The 23,950-nt window shown below is 31.2% G+C and carries 11 protein-coding genes; all 11 read left to right on the plus strand.

Annotated features, from left to right (window positions below; genetic code table 11):
• The first annotated feature begins 24 nt into the window (after positions 1-24).
• The 11 genes from ACZ451_RS02445 (at position 25) to ACZ451_RS02495 (ending at position 22,975) form a co-directional block, all read left to right on the plus strand.
• Positions 25-3,402, plus strand: coding sequence for a VCBS repeat-containing protein (locus ACZ451_RS02445; protein WP_464215497.1), 3,378 nt, complete (start codon positions 25-27; stop codon positions 3,400-3,402).
• A gap of 9 nt (positions 3,403-3,411) precedes the next feature.
• Positions 3,412-6,717 carry a VCBS repeat-containing protein gene (locus ACZ451_RS02450; RefSeq protein WP_464215498.1) on the plus strand — a complete coding sequence of 1,102 codons (3,306 nt, stop codon included), beginning with the start codon at positions 3,412-3,414 and terminating at the stop codon, positions 6,715-6,717.
• 193 nt (positions 6,718-6,910) lie between these two features.
• On the plus strand, positions 6,911-10,261 hold the full coding sequence (locus ACZ451_RS02455; protein ID WP_464215499.1) for a VCBS repeat-containing protein: 3,351 nt from the start codon (positions 6,911-6,913) through the stop codon (positions 10,259-10,261).
• Positions 10,262-11,620: a vanadium-dependent haloperoxidase gene (locus tag ACZ451_RS02460; RefSeq protein ID WP_464215500.1), complete on the plus strand. Its 1,359-nt coding sequence runs from the start codon at positions 10,262-10,264 to the stop codon at positions 11,618-11,620.
• A gap of 7 nt (positions 11,621-11,627) precedes the next feature.
• A complete protein-coding gene (locus tag ACZ451_RS02465; RefSeq protein ID WP_464215501.1) occupies positions 11,628-13,127 on the plus strand; it encodes an outer membrane protein assembly factor BamB family protein in 1,500 nt (499 codons plus the stop codon).
• A gap of 46 nt (positions 13,128-13,173) precedes the next feature.
• Entirely contained in the window at positions 13,174-17,412 is a 4,239-nt protein-coding gene (locus tag ACZ451_RS02470) for a hybrid sensor histidine kinase/response regulator transcription factor (RefSeq protein ID WP_464215502.1), read from the plus strand.
• Between the two features lie 159 nt (positions 17,413-17,571).
• The gene (locus ACZ451_RS02475; RefSeq protein WP_464215503.1) at positions 17,572-18,855 is read left to right on the plus strand and encodes an MFS transporter; all 1,284 of its coding nucleotides are present in this window, start codon (positions 17,572-17,574) and stop codon (positions 18,853-18,855) included.
• A 16-nt stretch (positions 18,856-18,871) separates the two neighbouring features.
• Entirely contained in the window at positions 18,872-20,035 is a 1,164-nt protein-coding gene (locus tag ACZ451_RS02480) for a mandelate racemase/muconate lactonizing enzyme family protein (protein WP_464215504.1), read from the plus strand.
• Positions 20,036-20,040: 5 nt separating this feature from the next.
• Positions 20,041-21,048: a PfkB family carbohydrate kinase gene (locus ACZ451_RS02485; RefSeq protein WP_464215505.1), complete on the plus strand. Its 1,008-nt coding sequence runs from the start codon at positions 20,041-20,043 to the stop codon at positions 21,046-21,048.
• Entirely contained in the window at positions 21,045-21,674 is a 630-nt protein-coding gene (locus tag ACZ451_RS02490) for a bifunctional 4-hydroxy-2-oxoglutarate aldolase/2-dehydro-3-deoxy-phosphogluconate aldolase (RefSeq protein WP_464215506.1), read from the plus strand. Before ACZ451_RS02485 ends, ACZ451_RS02490 begins: the two co-directional genes overlap by 4 nt.
• Before the next feature lie 200 nt (positions 21,675-21,874).
• On the plus strand, positions 21,875-22,975 hold the full coding sequence (locus tag ACZ451_RS02495; protein ID WP_464215507.1) for an SMP-30/gluconolactonase/LRE family protein: 1,101 nt from the start codon (positions 21,875-21,877) through the stop codon (positions 22,973-22,975).
• Positions 22,976-23,950: the final 975 nt, after the last annotated feature.

Here is a 23,950-nt window from a genome sequence, read left to right on the forward strand (position 1 = left end):
CAGTTTTTTTTTTAGCTTTATAGAATGACTCACAACTCACTCAAACATAACATTTACAAACTCACTTTCATATTCATTTTACTACTATTCAATAGTTGTAATGAAAAGAAAAAAACGATTCCAACAAAAAAACCTCCATCTCAAAAAGAAAAAGTATTCCAACTTATTTCTCCAAAAACATCTGGTATAAAATTCATAAATCATGTAGAAGAAAACTTAAAAAACTATGTAGTTCATTTTAACTACGTCTATAATGGTGGTGGAGTTGCCATAGGAGATATCAATAACGATGGCTTAGCTGATATTTATTTTTCAGGAAATGAAGTGCCCAATAAGCTGTATTTAAATAAAGGCGATTTTAAATTTGAAGATATTACAATAAGTGCTGGTGTATCTGGAGGAAGTGGATGGCATACTGGTATAAATATGGTGGATATTAACCATGATGGCTACTTAGATATATACATCTGCAAAGGAGGTTTTAAAGACACCGATCTAGAAAGAAAAAATCTGCTTTATATCAATCAGGGGAATAATACCTTTAAAGAAGCAGCAGCGGCATATGGTATTGCAGATACTGGATTTTCTGTACAAGCTGTTTTTTTTGACATGGATAATGATAATGACCTAGATATGTATTTGACCAATAGACCTGAGCTATTTTTTCAAACTGCTGAAGAGGTTAATAAAGGAGAAAAAGAAAACAATGACCTATATCGAGACAAACTATATCTTAATGAAAATGATACCTTTCGTGAAATTGGAATACAGGCTGGTATTACAAAAAATTATGGTTATGGCCTTGGCGTAGCAGTAGCAGATATTAATAATGACGGCTTTAAAGATATTTATGTCACTAATGACTATGAACAACCTGATTATTTATACATCAATCAAGGAAATCATACCTTTAAAGAAAGCATAAAAAAATATACAAACCATACATCATTCTACTCTATGGGAGTAGATATTGCCGATTTTAATAATGACGGTCTAGAAGATATCTTAACGCTTGATATGGTATCAGAAAACTATGTGCGTAGCAAAACTACCATGGCAACTATGGATTTGGAAAAGTATCGAAAAATATTAGATAGAGGATATCACAACCAATACATGCATAATACTTTACAATTAAATCAAGGAAATGGTTTTTTTAGTGAAATAGGGCAATTTTCTGGTATTTCTAAAACGGATTGGTCTTGGTCTTGTTTGGCAAGCGATTTCGATAATGATGGTTATCGTGATATTTTTGTAAGCAATGGATATCGGAGGGATATTACCAACAAAGATGATACAAATAAGTTTTTTAAGTATGTAAATAGCGAAAATATAAAACAAAATACAGACGAGCAGAATATAAAAAATATCCTTAACCTCTACGATGAAACAAAATTAACCAACTATATTTTTAAAAATAATAGAGACCTCACCTTCAGTAAAAAAATGAAAGATTGGGGACTTAATCAAAAAAGTTTTTCTAATGGTGCTGCAACTGCGGATTTAGATAATGATGGTGATCTAGACTTGGTGATAAATAATTTAGAGGATATTGCTTTTGTTTATGAGAACAAAACTGATAATTTAAACAAAAGTTACATTAGAATAAAATTAGAAGGTCCAGAGAAAAACCCATTTGGTATTGGAGCACAAATAGTATTAAAATGTGATAACAAATTACAATACCATGACTTTAAAACTACTAGAGGTTATTTATCTTCTGTAGAACCTATAGTGCATTTTGGGTTAGATAGCGTCCAAAAAATTGATGAAATTAAAATTACATGGTCAGATGGTAAAACTAGTATTCTTAGAGATATAGCAACAAACCAACTTCTTAAAGTAAATTATAATAATGCCACAATCACATCAAAAGAAAAAATAGAAAACACGGCACTTTTTAAAGAAACAACCAAAACAGATATCAGCACTATTTTTAAACATAAAGAAAATACTTTTGATGATTATCAAGAACAAATACTATTACCTCATAAAATGTCTACTCTAGGACCTTTTGTAAGCGTTGGTGACGTAAATAATGATAAACTTGATGATTTTTTTATAGGTGGTGCTAACGGGCAAGCGGGTAAAATTTATATCCAAAATACAAATGGCACTTTTAAAGAAAAAAGAAACCCAGTTTTTAACGCAGATAAAAATCACGAAGATATGCAAGCTGTTTTTTTTGATGCAGATCTAGATGGAGATCAAGATTTATATGTAGTGAGTGGTGGTAGTGAAGAAACAATACATTCTGAGTACTATCAGGACAGATTATACCTTAATGATGGTAAAGGAATATTTAAAAAATCGACCAACTTGCCCTCAATAACTAGTAGCGGTTCCTGTGCTATACCACATGATTATGATAATGATGGTGATCTAGATTTATTCATAGGGGGCAGGCATGTACCAGGCAAATATCCTGAATCGGCAAAAAGTTACTGGTTGCAAAATAACAAAGGTATTTTTACAGATATCACTGCCACTTATGCAAAAGAACTGGAAACATTAGGAATGGTTACTAGTGCAACTTGGGCGGATATAGATGGAGATCGCAAAGAAGAATTAATTGTGGTAGGAGAATGGATGCCAATTACTGTATACAAAACTTCGCAACGAAAATTAGAAAATATAACAGCCACTTATAATTTAGAGCTTACTAGAGGCTGGTGGAATACTGTAATTGCATCTGATTATGACCAAGATGGAGATACCGATTTGATACTTGGTAATCTTGGAGAAAACTATAAATTTAAGGCTTCAAGAGAAAAACCTTTTTATGTATTTGCAAACGATTTTGATAATAATGGAACTAACGATATTTTTTTAGCAAAAACAATTAAAAACAATCTTGTTCCGATTAGAGGAAAAGAATGTTCTAGTCAGCAAATACCTAGCCTAAATAAAAAATTTAGAACCTATGAAAGTTTTGCAAACGCAAGCTTACCCGCTATTCTAGGAGATAAAATAACGGAAGCTACGCGATATGAAGCGCAACTCTTTTCTTCTATTATTTTAGAAAATAATGAGGGAAGTTTAACACTTAAAAAACTACCCACAGAAGCACAGTTTTCTACTATACATGGAATTATATGTAGCGATTTTGATAATGACGGGAATAAAGATATTCTTATTGCTGGTAATAATTTTGAGGTAGAGGTAGAAACCACAAGAGCAGACGCTTCTCCAGGTTTATTTTTAAAAGCAGATCATCAAAAAACTTTTGAAGCTATAAAACCAGCAAATAGCGGCTTTTTTGTTCCGTATAATGTAAAAGACATTAAAGAAATAAGCATTGCAAATGGCAAAAAAGGTATTTTAGTTACCACTAATAATGGTACATTAAGGCTATTCAAAATCAATAGTATTTCACAAACTATAGCCTCTAATCTTAAATAACAATATATTTTGAGTTATAAAAAATACATAATATTAAGTTGCTTATCATTATTGTTTTATAGTTGTAAAACTGAAGAAGCAGAACTTATAACAGAGTTTATTCCTGACAGCTCCTTACAATTTAAAGCTCTATATAGCAAGCAAACCAAAATAGATTTTGCAAATGTAGTAAGAGAGTCTAAGCATCTTAATTATTTTAATTTTCCATATTTATATGCAGGTGCAGGTGTAGCAGTTGGTGATATTAATAATGATGGTTTAACAGATGTAATTTTTGTTGGCAATGATTTAAAAAATAGATTATACCTCAATAAAGGAGATTTTGTTTTTGAAGACATTTCATTAAATGCAGGCATACAAGGTAAAGAGAAACTTAGATGGTCTACTGGTGTTACTATGGCAGATGTAAATGCAGATGGTTTATTAGATATTTATATTTGTGTTTCTGGACCCTCCCCAGATAAAGCTAATTTGTTATACATAAACAATGGCGATTTAACATTTACTGAAAGTGCAAAATCTTTTGGTCTTGATGATTCTGGTTATTCCAATCAGGCTACTTTTTTTGATTATGACAATGATGGAGATTTAGATATGTACCTTGCTTCTTATCCTCCTTGTCCATTCCAAAGCCCAAATGCTTTCTATGTACAAAAGATGGAAACTGCTACTGATGAAGAAAGTGACCAATTATACGAAAATATTGGTGGTAATAAATTTATAAATGCTACAGGTAAATCGGGCATTTTTAATTTTGGCTTAAGTTTAAATGCTAGTATATCAGATTTTAATAATGATGGTTGGTATGATATCTATGTTTCAAACGATTTTAACTCTCCAGATTTTCTATATATCAATCAAAAAAATGGAACTTTTAAAGACGAAATAAAAACATATACCAATCATACTTCAAACTTTGGTATGGGAAGTGATGCTGCTGATTTTAATAATGATGGAAATATTGATTTGATACAAGCTGATATGATGTCTTCATCTAATTTTAACCAAAAAAGAAATATGTCAGCCATGAACCCAGAATATTTTCATGAAGCAGTGGATCTTGGTTTACATCATCAGTACATGAAAAATAGTTTGCAGATGAACAATGGTAATGGTTTTTTTAGTGATGTTGCTGAAATTGCTGGAGTAGCCAATACAGATTGGAGTTGGTCCACGCTTTTTGTTGATTTAAATAATGATGGTTGGAAAGATTTATTTGTTACAAATGGAATGCGTAAAAGTGTAAACAACAAAGATTTTATGATAGAAATGGAAACACTTATAGCCTCTGGTAGTGTTCCTAAAGGAAAAGAATATTTGTTAACCAAAAGAATGCCAGTAGAACCTGTTCATAATAAAGTTTTTGTTAATAATGGTGATCTTTCTTTTTCAGAAAATAAAGACCCACAAGGTTTGTCCTATTACGGGTTTACACATGGTGCAGCATATGCCGATTTAGATTTAGATGGTGATTTAGATATTGTAATTAACAATTTAGATAAAAAGGCACTTGTAATAGAAAATAAAAGTGTTGGAAATAGCTTTCTAAGATTAAAGCTTATTGGAGATAAAGAAAACACCTATGGCATTGGTGCAAAAATAGAACTAATTAAAGGCAACCAAATACAGACTCAAGAATTAATGCCAACAAGAGGTTACCTATCCTCAGTTGAGCCCATTGTACATTTTGGTGTCGGTAAAATTAAAAAAGTAGATACCTTAAAAATAAAATGGGCCGAAGGAAAAGAACAAATTCTAACGAATATAGGAGTAAATCAGACATTAGAAATAAAAGAAAGTGATGCCTTAGCTTCAAAGACTAATTCTCGTTCAAATACAAAACCCATATTTTCAACAAATAATGATTCTGGTATTAATTTTACCCATCATGAAAATAGTTTTGATGATTTTGAAAAACAAGTATTGCTCCCACACCAACTATCAAAATTTGGACCAGCTTTAACAAAAGGGGATATTAATGGAGATCAGTTAGAAGACATTTATATAAGCGGTGCTTCTGGGCAGTCTGGCGTTATTTTTATTCAAAGTAAAAGTGGCAAGTTCCAAAAACAAAGCGTAGTTGCTTTTGAAACCGATAAAAAATACGAAGATACCGCAGCTACTTTTTTTGATGCAGATACAGATGGCGACTTAGATTTATATGTGGTAAGCGGTGGAAATGAATTTAAAGCTAATAGTCTAAATTATCTAGACAGGTTATATCTAAATGATGGTAAAGGCAAATTTATAAAAAGTAATAACCTTCCTAATATTGCAACAAGTGGCTCTACTGTAAAGCCGTTTGATTATGACAATGACGGTGATTTAGATCTTTTTATAGGTGGCCGTTTAGTTCCATGGCAATATCCAAAACCTGCAAGTAGCATTATCTTAAATAATAACAAAGGAAAATTTACTGATGTAAGCAAAAAAATAGCTCCAGAACTAAAAAATATTGGATTAGTAACTGATGCAGTCTGGTCTGACTATAATAAAGATGGCACTACAGATCTTATAGTAACAGGAGAATGGATGCCTATTACCGTTTTAGAACAAAAAGATGGGATTTTCACAAAAATGAAAAACACGTTTACAAATACAGAAGGCTGGTGGTATAGCATTGTAGCATCAGATTTAGATAACGATGGTGATGATGATTATATAGCTGGGAATTTAGGTTTAAACTACAAATACAAATCTAGTATTACTGAACCTTTTGAGGTATACTACGCTGATTTTGATGATAACGGAAGTAATGATTTAGCCTTAGGCTATTATGAAAATAAAACCTTGTATCCTGTTCGCGGCAAACAATGTTCTACAGAACAAATACCTGCATTAAAAGAAAAATTTAAATCGTATGATGCATTTGCTAAAGCCAGTTTTTCAGATGTTTATGATATTACCAATATTAAAGATGCTATTCATTTAAAAGCAAAAACATTTGCTTCAAGTATATTTATGAATAATGGAGATGGAACATTTATTACAAATAAATTACCAAACATGGCACAATTATCATCTGTAAATGGAATTATAGTAAAAGACTATGATAAAGATGGTGTAAAAGATATTATTATTGCTGGCAATTTATTTTCCTCAGAAGTAGAAACTCCTAGAAATGATGCTAGTATGGGAATGTTTTTAAAAGGTAATTTAACCCTAAAAAAATATACCCTATCTCCTATACCAAATAGTGGCTTAAAATTTAATAAGGATTTAAAAGCATTAGCGACAGTATCACTAAATGATACTGAATTATTAATTGGCGCCAATAATGATGATACTATTCAAGTTTTCGAATATATCAAGTAAATAACAGTTATAAACCTATTATACCAAAGTGAGTTACATGAAATTATTCATTAAAAACTATACCTTTCTTTTCATAATTTTAACTATGGTTATGTCTTGTAATGACAATATAAAGCAATTTGAGCGGATTAGTCCCCAAAGCTCAAAAATTGATTTTGTCAATAAAGTTCATAGCGACGAGGAAATAGACATTATGAAAAATAGTTTTTATCATAATGGTGCAGGAGTAATGGCTGCAGACTTTGATAATGATGGCTTAGAAGATTTATATTTTACAGGGAGTGAAGTACCTTCTAAATTATATAAAAATATGGGTAATCTTAAATTTCAAGACATTACCAAAACTAGTGGGCTTTTAAATAACAAATGGTCTACTGGTGTAACCTTTGCTGATATAAATGGTGATGGCTTTAATGATATTTATGTTTGTACCGTAGGAGAAAACCAACCTAATTTGTTTTATGAGAGTCAAGGTTTAAATGCTGATGGCATCCCAATATTTAAAGAAAAAGCTGCTGCTTACGGCATTGATACTAAAAAAGTATCTACCCAAGCTGCTTTTTTTGACTATGATAAAGACAATGATTTAGATTTAGTTATTGCTGTAAATTCACAAATAATGAATTACAGAAATCAAATTATTAAAGACACTACAGTTGCTGATGAGAAAAAGACAAATGAAGTCTTATACAGAAATAATGCAGACGGTACATTTACCAATGTTACTAGAGCAGCGGGACTAACAAAAGAGGGGTCTTCTTTGGGGATTGCTATTAATGATTTAAATAATGACGGATGGCCAGATATATATATCGCTAATGATTTTGTATCTAGTGATTTAGTTTACATCAATAATAAAAATGGCACCTTCACAAATAAAACCAATCAATATTTAAGACATACCACATTTCATGGAATGGGTGTAGACATCGCAGATATTAATGAAGATGGCTTAATGGATATTACAGTTTTAGACATGCTTCCTGAATCTGAAAGTCGCAGAAAACAGATGCAAATGGCTATTAATTATGACTTATATGAAGAAAGAAATGAAAAAGGATACCATACACAATTCATAAAAAACACTTTACAACTCAATAGAGGCAAAGACAAGAAGGGAATTCAAAACTTTAGTGAAATTGGTTGTTTAGCTGGTATATTTAGTACAGACTGGAGCTGGTCTCCACTTTGGGCAGATTATAATAATGATGGGAAAAAAGATTTATACATTACTAATGGTTATCCTAAAAATATTGTTGATTTAGACCATGCTTTGGGACTAAGCAAAAGAATTATGATAGGTACACAAGAAGCTTATGATGCGCTTAAAATAGAAAAGCAAAATAGTATGCCTCCTATCATAGAAACCAATTATCTATACGAAAATAGGGGTAACATGGAAATGGAAGATATTTCTGAAAAAGCAGGATTTAACGAGCCATCAATTTCTTCTGGTGTTGTATTTTCTGATTTAGATAATGACGGAGATCTAGAATTGGTCATGAATAATTTTGAACATGAAGTATTTTTATATAAGAACAATTCTATTGAACTTCAAAAAGAAAATAATACTGCAAATTTTATTAAAATTAGTCTAGATTATATAGAGAAAAACAAAAAAGGATTGGGTAGCACTATAAAGATATATAATGGAGGCAAAACACAAAGTTATTTTCATTCTTATGTAAGAGGTTATATGTCTAGCATGGGAGAAAGTATCCATTTTGGAGTAGGTTCGGCTAAAGTTATTGATAGTATAGAAATTATATGGCCTAATGATAAAAAACAACTGTTAAAGAATATTACTGTCAATCAAACTACTGTAATTAAATATAATGATGCAAGAGAATCAGGGCTTTCAGAAAAAGCTGTTGATCATTTTTTTGCTGATGTTACAGATACTTTAAACCTAAAATTTTTGCATCAAGAAAATACCTATACAGATTTTAAAAATGATCCCTTACTTTTAAAAATGTATTCTAAAGAAGGTCCAAGTTTAGCTGTTGGAGATATAAATGGTGATGGCTTAGATGATATTTTTATGGGAGGGGCTCATCAAAATAATTCAAAATTCTTTATTCAAAACAAAGAAAAATTTACGCAACGCACGATAATCAACGATTCTATTTATGAAGATATGGGCGCCTTACTTTTTGATGTTGATATGGATGAGGATCTTGATCTTTATATTGCTAGTGGCGGATCAGAATTTAAGATAAATTCTGAAAATTATCAAGATAGGTTATATCTAAATGATGGAACAGGGAACTTTAAACTTTCTAATAATTTACCAAAAATAACATCTAGTGGTGGGCCTGTAAAAGGTGCAGATTACGATAAAGATGGCGATATTGATTTATTTGTTGGTGGTAAAGTAAAAATGGGTGAGTACCCTATTGCGCCCAGAAGTTATTTGTTAAACAATAATAACAGCGTTTTACAAGACAAAACTCCAAAAGCATTGCAATTTCCTGGGATGGTTTCTGATGCCATTTGGTCAGATTTTGATAACGATGGATGGGTAGATCTAATTTTAGTAGGTGAATGGATGCCAATAAGCATATATCGCAATGATAAAGGAAATCTAAAACCCTATGAGGATTCAGGTTTAAAAAATACTTCAGGATGGTGGAATAGTATTACCGCAGGAGATTTTGATAATGATGGAGATATAGATTATATAGCAGGAAATTTGGGAGCAAATACTATTTTTGAAACTTCACCAGAAGAGCCATTACGCCTTTATGCAGGTGATTATGATAAAAATAATAAAATAGATCCCGTTATAACATACTACAATAAAAACGCAGAAGGAAAAAGAGTAGAAACTGTTTTACATAATAGAGATGCAATGATAGATCAAATTGTTGGATTTAAACGTAGGTTTAGAGATTACGCATCTTATTCTAATGCATCATTTAGACAGGTATTAACAGAAAAAGAAACTAAAGATGTACCAATTTTTGAAGCTCAAAAATTAACTTCAAGTTATATTGAAAATTTAGGTGATGGTAAATTCAACATCACTAATTTACCATGGCAGTGTCAAGTAGCACCAGTAAATAGCGTCTTAGTAAGAGATATCAATGCAGATGGAAATTTAGATTTTATTTTAGTTGGCAATTCTTACTCCAATGAACCTATTTATGGTAGATCAGATGCATCAATAGGAACGTATATGCTAGGTGATGGTAAAGGTAATTTTAATGCAGTTAAAGCATCAAAAACAGGACTTTACCTCAATGGAGACCAAAAAAGTATGGTACAACTAGAAACAAATGATAAAAAAGTACTTTTAATTGGTATCAACTCAAAAGAAACAAAAGCAATTACATATGATACCGCTAATAATAGTATCAGTATTCCTTTAAACACCTTAGATTTATACGCAGAAATAACATTTAATGATGGTCATACTACTAAAAAAGAATTTTATTATGGGAATTCATATTTATCCCAAAGTAGTAGAAAATTGTATATTACTTCAAATATGAAAGAGGTAATTATTTATAATTCATTAGGCAAATCAAGAAAAGTTAAGTAAATGAAGAAAGTCTTACTTGTTTGTTTTGGATGCATCCTCCTATTTTCCAGTAATGGTTGTAGTAAAGCATTTAACAAAGAAAAACTTGAAAACTATTCTAAAGACCAGTTAAATATTTGGAATAAGTTGGTTACAGATATTATGGTTCAAGATATATTTTCACCACCAGTGGCTAGTAGAATATTTGCTTATCCAAATATTGCTGCATATGAAATATTATGCCAAAATGAAGCTACAACAGGATCGCTTACCAATACTATTAAACACCTAAACAGTATTCCCAAACCAAAAGAAAATAAAAAAATATCCTATACTATAGCAGCCATTATTGCTTATTCTAAGGTAGCCGAAAGCATGGTCTATAGTTATGAAGTTATTCAAGAAAACAGAAAAGCATATATAGAAAAAATAAGAACATTTGGAGTACCAGATGAAATGATAACTAATTCTATAAATTATGGGGAATTAGTAGCAAAACATATTATTAACTGGGCTGGAAAAGATGGTTATAAAAGTAGAAATAACAATTCTCAAATTGTTAAGGATATAGGAGAAGGCACATGGACTCCTACCCCACCAGATTTTTTAGAAGCTATAGAACCAAATTGGAATATACTTAGAACTTTTGTAATCAACTCTCCTACACAATTTAATTCAGGAAACCCACCAATGTTTAGTACAGATAAAAAATCTACATTTTATAAAGAAAGTATGAATGTATATAACACGGTAAAAAATGCTTCTGAAGAAGAATTAGAGATTGCAAAATTTTGGGACTGTAACCCAAATGCATCTTTTCATATTGGTCATATCATGAAATTTGAGCAAAAAATATCTCCTGGAGCACATTGGATGTTAATTGCTTCACATGTTTGTAAAAAACAGGATTTAAATTTAACACAGAGAGCTAAAGTATTTGCTTATTTAGCCATTACTCTCGCAGATAGTTTTATAAGTTGTTGGGATGATAAATATAGAACAGTTTTAATACGTCCAGAAACATATATTAACAGGTATATAGATAAAAATTGGCATCCAATTTTACAAACGCCTCCATTTCCTGAATATACTAGCGGACATAGTGTAATATCGTCAGCATCAGCAACAATACTGTCAGAATTGCTAGGAAATAATGTTACATATACAGACTCAACCGAAGTAGAATATGGCTTACCCGCAAGAACATATTCTTCCTTTAGACAAGCTGCAAACGAAGCATCGATTAGTCGACTTTACGGGGGTATACATTATATGCCAGCTATTACAAATGGAATAAAACAAGGAAAACAAATAGGAAATCATATCATAAAGAAGCTTGCTGTAAAAAATAATAGTGTCGTCAGCATACGTGGAAATTAAACAGAATATGAATAAAAAAGTAGCTTATAGTATATTAATAGTGGCATTCATTTCTATACTGATATATATACTAATACCTACTAAATTTGAACCAAATAATTGGGAAATAAAAATAGATGAGATTGGGTTTATTTCGTCTCCTAAGGCTATTGACCTTAACCAAGATAATATTCTAGATATAGTAATAGGAGGTGCTGGTTCGGAATTTAGCGCTATAAAAAATGGGGTAATTGCTATCAATGGAAAAGATGGAAGTTTGCTTTGGAGCGTTCCTGCACGTAACCAAGTTGTGGGTACTCCGATATTTAAAGATATAACTTCTGATGGTATTCCAGATGTATTTATAGGAGGTAGATCTGCTATTTTATATGCTATAAATGGAGCAAATGGAGATTTAATCTGGGAATATTTGCCAACTACAGAAACTATGGATTTACATAATGATCCTAAATTATTAAATTTTCTAAATCCCCAATTTATTGAAGATCAAGATGGAGATAAAATAGAAGATCTTATTATTCCTTTTGGAGGATATGTAAAAGCTAAACCAACAGACACCATACGACCTCCAGGCGAATTAATGATTATTAGTACTAAAAAAGGTACCGTTTTACATCATTTTTTAATGCCTGATAAAAAAGAAACATACATGTCACCTATAGTGCATAAGTTTAAAGGAGATACAGATTATTCTATCATATTTGGATCAGGTGGAGAAGAAATTAAAGGAACACTCTATTGCATAAAATTAAAAGAATTATTGCAAGGGAATACTGAAAAACTCATCGTTTTAGCAACTGGAGAGCAAAAAGGTTTTATAGCTCCTCCTGTATTAATTGACGTAGATAAAGACGGAGTAAAAGATATTGTGGCTAATGCTGTTGAAGGTAAAATGATATGCATTAACGGTAAAACTAAAAAAAAGATATGGCAAGTAAACATCGATCCTAAATTTCATGTATCTACCATGCCTACACCAGGTTTTTTTACGGGTAATGATGATACCCCAGATTTTTATACTGGTTTAAGTTTCGCCCCATGGTCTAATAATAAACTTTCAATGCATATTTTAGTGGATGGTAAAAAAGGAAAAATAGTTTCTAAAGATACTATTGGAGTTTTTCAATATGCTTCATCCTCCGTTTATAATTTTTTTAAAAACAAATCAGATGAAGTATTAGTTGCTACAAACGAATACGATATACTGCCTAACTCAGGATTTGATAATGACTTTTACATGAACGAACTTAAAATATATAACTTTGAAAACCAAACATTTCACCCATTACGCAGCATAGCATTAGGTGCTAATTTAGGAGCTACTCCTCTTATAACAGATTTAGATAAAGATGGTTGGATAGATATTATTAATTGCTATTCTAGAGACGGAGAACAACTTTACTCCTTTAAAAATGGTATTATTGAGAGAATAGAATTAAAAGTAACGAAAAAAGGAGAAATGAGATGGAATAGTTATATGGGAAATAATACCAATGGGATATGGTAGTATGACTCATTGAAACAAATTAAAAAACCAATTTAGATTAAGCCATATGAGCTTTATAAACCAAACAAAATACAATTTAACACTACTCTTATGTATATTCCTTTTTGGTAGTATTACTCAAAATTCTATAGCGCAGAACACAGGATTTTTTGAACGTATAACAACAGAAAATGGATTATCACAGAGCGATATAAATTGTATTTATCAAGATAAGGCTGGTTATATGTGGTTTGCAACACATGATGGACTTAATAAATACGATGGTTATGAATTTACTGTATATAAACCTAACCAAGGAAAAGAAAGTATTAGCAGTAATCTAATTTATAATATTGTAGGCGACAATTCTGATAATTTATGGATAGGCACTACTGGTGGAGGATTAAATTATTTTGATAAATCTACTGAAACATTTAAGGTTTTTAAACATAAGGCTGGTGATTTATCTAGTATAAGCAGTAATCATATATCTACTCTACACATAGACTCTAAAAACAGGCTATGGGTAAGTACCGCAAGAGGTGTTAACATGTTAGATTTAAATAAAACTTTGGAGAATGAAGTTTCATTTAAAAGATTTAATTTAACAAATGAACCTACAATATCAGCATGGGATGGGAGATCTATTTACACCATTTTTGAAGATAGTAACGAACAACTATTTATTGGAGGAATTGGTGGTTTATATAAATTATCAAGAGATAAAAACGGAGATGCTTATTTTGCTCTAATCAATAAAACTATTGGATTATCGGAAGATACTATAATAACCTGCATTACTGAGGACAATAATAAAAAATTAATTATTGGAGCTCAAAATGGTCTATACATCCAAGGGAAAAATAATTTAAACAAACAAGTTTTCAAAATAACTGATGGTGAATTTAGAGAACTCCTTGTAGATAATGATAATAACATCTGGTGTGCCACTGGTAATGGCTTATTATATTTTGATAATACGTCAAACAACATACTACCTAAACTTATTAATAAATTTACTTACCATCCGCTCAATCAAAATAGTATTAGCAAAAATGTAATAAGGTCATTAGCCAAGGACAAAACAGGCATCATATGGATAGGTACTAATGGCGGAGGCATCAATAAATTTGATCCTAAAAGAAAACAATTTAAACACATAAGAAAAACCTTAGCTGTTAATAGTCTTAGCTATGATAAAATAAGGTCGATGTATGAAGATAGTAATGGCACACTCTGGATAGGAACTGAAGGCGGCGGCTTAAACATTGAACTTAATGATGATGAAGTGTATTATAACAATTTTAAAACTTTAGAAAAAATAATAAAACCATTTGCGATCACTGAACGAAATCACAAAGGAAAAAAAACGCTTTTTATAGGGGAAGAAGGTTCAAATGGTTTGTATAAATTAGATATTAATAATCCTAAAGCTATAACAGAAAAAAGTATCATACCACTACCAGATGTAAATCAAAGTGTTTTTAGTTTATTAGTAGATAAAAACCAAAATTTATGGATCGGAACTTATGATGGAGGCATCTACAGATGGCTAATAGATGATGACGGAAAAGTGTATCAAAAGGATATATTTATAAATGATGAAAATGATCCCAATAGCATCTCAAGTGATATTATTAGAAATATTTATGAAGATAGTAATGGTAATATTTGGATTGCCACGAGTGACGGCTTAAATAAACTTCCTCAGGAAGAAACACTAAAAAGCAAACCAAAATTTAATGTATTTAAGAATAACCCAAATAATCCTAATTCTATAAGTTATAACTATATATTGCCTATCCTCGAAAGCAAATCCGGAGATATATGGATAGGGACATTAGGTGGTGGAATCAATAAATTAATGCCAAACAATGCTTCCGCAAGCTTTGAATCTTTTTCTGAAAAAGATGGACTTCCAAACAATGTAATAAAAGCTATTTTAGAAGATAATGAAGGAAATTTATGGATTTCAACAAATAAAGGATTATCTAGGTTTAATCCAGAAACAAAAACTTTTAAAAACTTTGATGTTAATGATGGATTGCAAAGCAATGAATTTCAAGAATTAGCATGTCTCAAAAGAAAAAACGGAGAAATGCTTTTTGGTGGGGTTAATGGTTTTAATAGTTTTTATCCAAAAAACCTTAAAGAAAATACTTTTGAATCTGAAACTGTGATAACCAGTTTTTCAATTTCTAATAAAATAATTTCTTCCGGTGATGAAATTAATAATAGAATTTTACTTCGTTCTGATATCGGAAATACTAAAAAAATAAAATTAAAACATACAGAAAATAATGTTTCATTTGGTTTTTCTGCACTACATTATGCGGCTCCTCAAAAAAATCAATTTGCATATAAATTAGATGGTTTTGATTCTAATTGGATATTTACAACAACAAATAAGCGTTTTGCAGCCTACACTAATTTAGAGCCCGGAAATTATGTTTTAAATGTTAAATCATCAAATAATGATGGGGTTTGGGATAAAACTCCATCAAAAATAGAAATCGAAATTGTTCCTCCGTTTTGGAAAACTAAAATTGCCTATGGTTTATATGGTTTATTATTAATTGGCTTATTAATGGCTTTTAGAAAATACACCATTATTAATACAACAGAAAAACACAAATTACAATTAGAACATTTTGAAAAAGAAAAACATGAGGAAGTACAACGCGTAAAATTAGAGTTTTTTACTAACATTTCTCATGAATTACGTACTCCGTTAACCTTAATAAAAGGTCCTCTAGAATACCTACAAGAGCGCTACGGAAATTTAGAAAAAAGCAAAGTACATGAACAGCTAAATTTAATGCAAAAAAATACTGATTATCTGTTAAGGTTAGTAAATCAGTTATTAGATTTTAGGAAAATAGATAGAGGTAAAATGGAATTAGCTTTATCTGAAAATAATATTGTTGAGTTTATTAAAGAAATAGGAGAACCTTTCCAATTTTTAAGTCATAAGCGGAAAGTTGATTTTAAGATTAATGCAAGTAATACTATTTCTAAAGCATGGTTTGCTCCAGATGCGTTAGAAAAAATAATGAACAACCTACTCTCGAATGCGTTTAAATTTACACCTGAACATGGTGCTATAACGGTAGAAATCTTTGAAAAAACAGCAATTGAAGGACTAGGGAACAAAAAAATAAATTATATAATTATAAAAGTAAAAGATTCTGGAATTGGAATCACCAATGATACTATAAAACGTGTTTTTGAACGATTTTATGTTGAAAAAAAGTTAGCAAAACAAAGATCAGAGGGTTCTGGCATTGGACTTTCTTATACTAAAAAATTAGTAGAACTACATTTGGGAAGTATTTTTGTGAACAGTAAGCCTAATAAAGGAAGTATCTTTACCGTAAAGTTACCTTTAGACAGAGAAACCTATGAAAATACTCCTGGCATCACATTATTAGATGAAATTAAAAATAATACACTTCAATATCCAGTACATATAGACTCCTATGATAATTATGTTCAAGATGAAATTATAGATAAAGATTTATCTAAAGGAAGGTCTAAATTACCTGTAATATTAGCAGTAGATGATAATACAGATATTAGAAACCTCCTTAAGCAATCTTTACAAGGAGAATATATTGTACATGAAGCCGAAAATGGTAAACAAGGATTTGAAATGGCAAAAAATATCATGCCTAACATTATTCTTTCCGATATTCTTATGCCATTGATGAATGGTTATGATTTTTGTAAAAAAATTAAGACGACACAAGAAACAAGTCACATTCCAATTATAATGCTAACCGCCAAATCATCAGAAGAAAGTGAATCTGAAGGGCTTCAAACGGGTGCAGATGATTATATTAGAAAACCGTTCAAAATTAAATTGCTTAGATTAAAACTAAAAAACATTATTCAACATCGAGAAGAGATGAGAAAACGTTTTAATAGAAAAATTTCTTCTCAACCCAAAGAGATAACAGTTACATCTACAGATGAGAAGTTTTTACAACAAGCTATTGAAGTTATAGAAAAATATATGACTGACACCAACTTTAATGTTGAAGTATTGGTTAAAGAAATGGGCTTTAGTCGTACTAATCTTTACATGAAATTTAAGGAACTTACCGGTTTATCTTCAGGAGAGTTCATACGAAATATTCGTTTAAAAAGAGCCATGCAGTTACTAGAAAAAAGTGATAAATCTGTAAAAGAAATTATGTACATGACTGGTTTTAATACTGCTTCATATTTTTCTAAATGTTTTAAAAAACAATTTGGATTACTACCAAGTCAGTACATTAAAAAAATGAAAAAATTAGAACATTAGAACATGACAAAACAAACAAACAAAAAATAATACCGCATTTTTGCACAATTGTATAGTACAAATGTAATTTAGTTAAAAAAGAAAATTACACCTATTTACCCGATAGTAATAATTTTAAAATCATAATTTTCTATAATTTAAAATGACACCATGTCAACCATGAAATCAACCACAAAAAAACGTTACAATGTTTTAGTAATGATATTTATTACCGTAGTAATTAACTATCTAGACCGCAGTAACATTTCTGTAGCAGCACCTGCGCTGCGCAAAGATTTAGATATAGATTCCATTCAAATGGGCTATATCTTCTCAGCATTCTCTGTTACCTATGCCTGTTTACAGATACCTGGTGGAATTGTTGCAGATAAGGTACGTTCACGAATTTTATACCCTTTTATCATGGCCTTTTGGTCTCTTGCAACCTTATTACAAGGGTTAGTTAGTTCTTTTATAGCTTTAATTGGTTTAAGAGCTAGTATAGGCATCTTTGAAGCACCTTCTTATCCTACAAATAATTTAGTGGTAACGCGTTGGTTCCCAGAAAATGAAAGAGCCTCAGCCATTGCTATATACACATCAGGGCAATTCTTAGGTCTTGCATTTTTAACACCTGTATTAGTAGCTATTCAAGATCAATTAGGCTGGAGAGGCTTATTCATCATTTCTGGTATCATTGGTATCATCTGGGCTGCTGTTTGGTATTTCTTTTATCGAGATCCTCAAAATCATAAGAAAATAAGTAAATCCGAATTAGAATATATAGAAAAAGGAGGTGGCCTTATCGGGAAAAAAGAGAAAGATGAAGAAAAGAAAAAGTTCAAATGGTCCGACTTAAAACAAGCTTTTATGTATCGTAAATTATGGGGCTTATATATTGGGCAATTTTGTTTAGGCGCTATGACAATATTCTTCTTGACATGGTTTCCAACTTATTTAGTAGAATTTAGAGGCTTAGACTTCTTAAAATCAGGTTTTTTAGCATCTATTCCTTTTTTAGCAGCATTCTTTGGAGTCTTACTTTCTGGTTTTACGTCAGATTATTTAATCAAAAAAGGGTATTCTGCTGAACTAGCTAGAAAAGCTCCAATTATATTAGGAATGCTTTTGTCTATAGCTATCATTGGTGCCAACTACACAGATAATACCACACTAATAATTACTTTTTTAGCCATTGCATTCTTTGGCAATGGTTTAGCTAGTATCGCATGGATTTTTATATCCTTAATAGCTCCTAAAAATAATATTGGTTTAATTGGCGGAGCCTTTAATTTTATTGGTGGTCTTGCTGGAGTTATTATTCCTATTGTAATTGGTTATTTAGTGCAGGATGGTGACTTTAGCCCTGCCCTACTTTTTATTGGAGCAATTGCATTTTTAGGTTTCTTTTCCTATACTTTTATTGTAGGTAAAGTAGAACGTATTGTACCAAAAGAAAATTAAACATAAATATACTTTTATGAAAATAACCGATATAAAATCATATCCTATTAATATAAAAGGTGGTGGAGTTCAACTCGTAATTAAAGTAGAAACAGACTCTGGTTTATATGGTTGGGGTTGCTCTGGGCTTTCAGGCAGAGAATTAGCTGTTGTTGGGCTTATAAAACATTTTAGAAGTTTTTTAATTGGTAAAGACCCAATGCAAATAGGTGCTATTTGGCAAACATTATATAGAGGGCAATATTTTGAAGGCGGTAGAGTATTTACAGCTGCTATATCTGCCATAGATATTGCATTATACGATATTAAAGGAAAGGCACTAGGGGTTCCAGTTTATGAATTATTAGGGGGGAAACAAAGAAATTTTGTAGACTGCTTTGCCTCAGTACGCTTTACAACTAAAGAAGAGCTTTTAGCATATTCTAAAACTTGTGTAAAAGAAGGTTGGAAGGTTCTGCGATTAGCACCCGCCGAATTTGAATCACAAGAAAACAAAAGTAGATTTGAACCTCGTGAATCCATTAATACATTAGCAAAATGGATTACAGAATTACGAAAAGAAGTTGGCCCAGATATTATCATCGGTTTAGATTATCATACAAGATTAAATGCAGCTGAAACGTATTCTTTTATGAAACGCATGCCAGAGGGTACTATAGATTTTTTAGAGGAACCCATCAGAGATGAAAACCCTGGAGCATATAAAGCACTACGTAGTATGATTGATGTTCCTTTTGCTATTGGAGAAGAATTTTCTAGTAAATGGCAATTTATGCCTTTTCTGGAAAACGATATTGCGCAGTATGCACGCATAGATGTGTGTAATGTAGGTGGTATTACAGAGGCTATGAAAGTAGCTGCTATGGCAGAAACACACTATGTAGATTTAATGCCACATAATCCGTTAGGGCCCATATGTACTGCTGCTACGATACATATAGCTGCTGCTTGCCCAAATTTTAGTTATTTAGAAGAAGTAAATACGCCTGCGCAATATATGGGTACTAACGCTCCAGATTTTTATCCTGTACAACCAAAATTAGAAGGATCTAGATATCGAGTTCCAGACACACCAGGTTTGGGCGTAGAGTTTAATGAAGAATTAGCTATAGCACAAGAATTTCAATTAGTTGATATTCCAAGGCTATACAAAGATGATGGATCATTAACAAATTGGTAAATAAAATGAGTTTTACAACATTTGGTGAAATAATGTTAAGGTTAACTCCTAGCGATCATGCAGGAAAAATACATATAGCGCAAAACTTTGGAGTGCATTATGCTGGTTCAGAATCTAATGTAGCTAGTTCTTTAGCGATATTAGGCAATAAAGTACAGTTTGTAAGCAAATTGCCTAAAAACGCAATTGGAGAAGGCTGTTTAATGTCTTTGCAAAGTTTTGGAATATCAACAAATCATATTTTAAGAGGTGGCGATAGAATGGGCACTTATTTTATAGAAATAGGTTCCTCCATAAGACCATCAAATGTTATTTATGATCGATACAATTCTGCTATAAGTGCTATAAAAACAAATGAATTTGATTGGCACACTATTCTAAAAAATCAAGAATACTTATTCATTTCTGGTATAACCCCCGCACTATCTAAAAACTGCGCAGAAGAAACCATTAAAGTTGCGAAAATTGCAAAACAAATGGGTGTCACAGTAAGTTTTGATATGAATTTCAGAAGAACACTATGGCAAAATAAAGCAGATGCAAGAGTTATATTCGATACTATTTTAGAACATACAGATATCCTTTTTGGTAATGCAGGAGTACTCCAAGACGTATATGATTTTTCGCTTTCTGGCACTACAGCATCAGAAAAAACGATAGATGCTATTGAAAAAGCAGAAAAAACATTTGGTATACCGCAATTAGCATTTACTGTAAGAGAACATCAATCAGCAAGTGAAAACAGACTTTCAGGCGTTTGTTCAATAGACAAAAAAATAACTAGTTCACCCAACTATACTGTAAAAATATTAGATCGGTTTGGTACTGGAGATGCTTTTGCAGCTGGTTTTTTACATAGTTTGGGAAATCAATGGGCTATTGAAAAAAGTTTAGGCTTTGCCACAGCAGCTTTTGCTCTAAAACACACCGTAAAAGGAGATCAACATACAAGTACAGAAAGTGAAATTCTTTCTATTATGAATGGTAACATATCAGGACACGTATTACGATGAAAAAACAAAAAACAATAGCCAAAATTAATGCTGAAAAACTAGTAGTAGTGATTAGGCTAAAAGAGCAAAAACATATCCCAGAAGTAATTAAAGCTTTAGTAGCAGGAGGAATAAAAGTATTAGAAATTACATCAAATACGCCTGGCTACCTGGAAGAGATTAAAAGAGCTCGTGAAAAATATCCAAATATTCTTATTGGTGCGGGTACTGTTATAAATACCCAAATAGCTGCAGAAGCTACTAAAGCAGGAGCACAATTTATTGTTACACCAAATACAAATCCAGATGTTGTTACCATTGCGCATCAAAATGATATTCCAGTATTAATGGGTGCACTAACACCTACAGAAATTTGTAATGCTATTGACGCTAATGCCGATATTGTAAAACTATTTCCGATAGCCAATATGGGTGTAAAATACTTTAAAGCTGTAAAAGGCCCCTTAAGTGATATTAACTTTTTTGCAGTAGGAGGAATAGCACTAGAAAGCATCCAAGAATGGAAGGATGCAGGAGTTTCTGGGTTTGGTTTAGGAGGAAATTTAGTAAAACCGATACACCACCAACAAGATTTTGATGATATTGTAATGTATGCAAAAAAAGTTTTAAAAAAAATACATTCCTAATACATTAATTATAGAAAAATAGAATTTTAAAAGTTTCTTAAAAATTGCTTGTTTATTAAAGTAAATACCCTCGGAGCAAGCCTACGAGGCATTAAAAGGAAAATTAACTTTAATTTCCACACAAGCAGCGGAGCATTGAATCCATCTCATCTGCAGAGAAAAATGATGATTTTTAACAAATGAAAATTACAAATAAAAATATGAAACATCTTTTAAGTGTATTAGCAATAGCTATATTTTGTTTAGGCTCATGTAAAGAAACTAAGAAAGAAAAAGCACCCACAGAAAAGGTAGAAAATAGCTATTCAATGGAAGAATTAAAAATCCAAAGAGACAATCATAAGCCAAGGACTAGAAAAGAAATGGAAGCCATATTTGCGATTGAAATTTTAGATAATGAAGCCCTAAATATTATAGATCCTAATACTGAACTTAGAATTCTTGCTAGTGGTTTCACATGGACAGAAGGCCCAGTTTGGGTAAAAGATGGTGATTATGTATTATTCTCAGATATCCCAAATAATAAAGTATATAAACTTGATAGAAAATCAGATACCACCACCTATTTGCATCCTTCTGGACTCTCTCCCAAAGACTATACAGGAGTAGAATCTGGATCTAATGGTTTATTAGTGAGTACAAACGGAGAACTAGTACTTATGCAGCATGGCAGTAGATCAGTAGGAAAGATGAAATCACCTATGTCTGATCCAAAAGAAGAATATGAGCCCTTAATTGACAACTATCTTGGGAAAAAATTAAATAGTCCTAATGATGGTGCTTTTGACAAAGATGGAAATCTTTATTTTACAGACCCACCATACGGATTAGCAAATGGCTTAACAGACGAAGCTAAAGAATTAAATTACCAAGGAGTATATTGCTTATTAAAAACGGGAAAGTTGATATTATTAGATAAAGAGTTAAAATTTCCTAACGGACTATGCCTCTCTCCTGATGGTAAACAGCTGTTCGTAGCAGTTTCAAATATCGAAAAAGCTGCCTATTATAAATATGATATTATCGCTCCTGGAAAAATAGCAAACAAAGAGGTTTTTTACAACGTAAACCATATGTTAGTAAAAGAAGGTTATCATGGATTACCAGATGGGCTAAAAATTACAAAAAGTGGTTATATGCTTGCTACAGGACCAAAAGGAATCTTAATATTTAATTTAAATGGTAAGTTATTGGCTAGAGTATATACAGGGCAATTAACTGCAAATTGTGCTTTAGGAAAAGAAGAAAAAGAACTATACATAACTGCTCATAATTTTATTTTATCGCTCGCTTTAAAATAAATGATATTTAACAAAGAGCTTAAATTATTAAAACAAATAAAGCAATTCATAGCACAGTTGCTGTACTGCCACATTTCATTGAAAAATCTAAAGTATGCATTAATTGTTTTAATGACGCAGAAGAATTTACTTCTATTCTTGGATAAAGTCAGAACCATAAAATGCAACCGTGATAATTGGTGTTACTCCAATTGATAAAATACTGTAACAGTAGATGTAATGGCTGATGCCTACTGAGTGTCTTCATTTAAGGTATATCTTGATAAAAATAACCCTTAGCGTATTGGGAAAGAGATAACCGTGAGACTTTCCGATTAGAAGATTACATTGTTAGAATTAAAACAATTGCATCATATAACTGAATAACTAAAGTAACAATTCTCATTATTTTATATCAACTCATACCAGAATTTGAGTTTAATTTTAAAGATAATGTCCTTGAAGGTAGTTTTAACTTTGGAGCACCAATACAAATTGTAGATAATCCATTTCCTAAGGATCTTAATTCTTCTGCTAGAGTTTTAGAAGTAGCTATAAGCGGCGACGGTTGTATTGGAGTTGGTTTTAACCTAGATCATTTAGATGTTACTACACTAGAAAAAATTATTACTATAAAAGCATATGCAGATAGACCTATGCTAATTTCTATAGATGTATCAAATGAGCAAAGAAGTAAAGAGAGTACTTTTACCTTGATGATAGTATTAAGACTGGTACTATTATTCAATAATTACAAATCTCACCATAGCTTCTAATCAAGTGTAAAAATGGTACTTATAAATACAAAAGGCATCTAATTCTAGAACCAGCACTGAATTCTACAACAGAAATTAATCTAAGGGAATAATATTGAGACTAATCTGCCAAGATATTGGTAAAAAACAGGATTAGTACAACTTACAATCTTGGGTAGGTCTTGAAAAGTTTCCAAAATTAAGTTTTACTAATAAATTGACCATTTGTTTTATAAATAGG

It is taken from the genome of Allocellulophaga tsushimaensis (assembly GCF_055383085.1).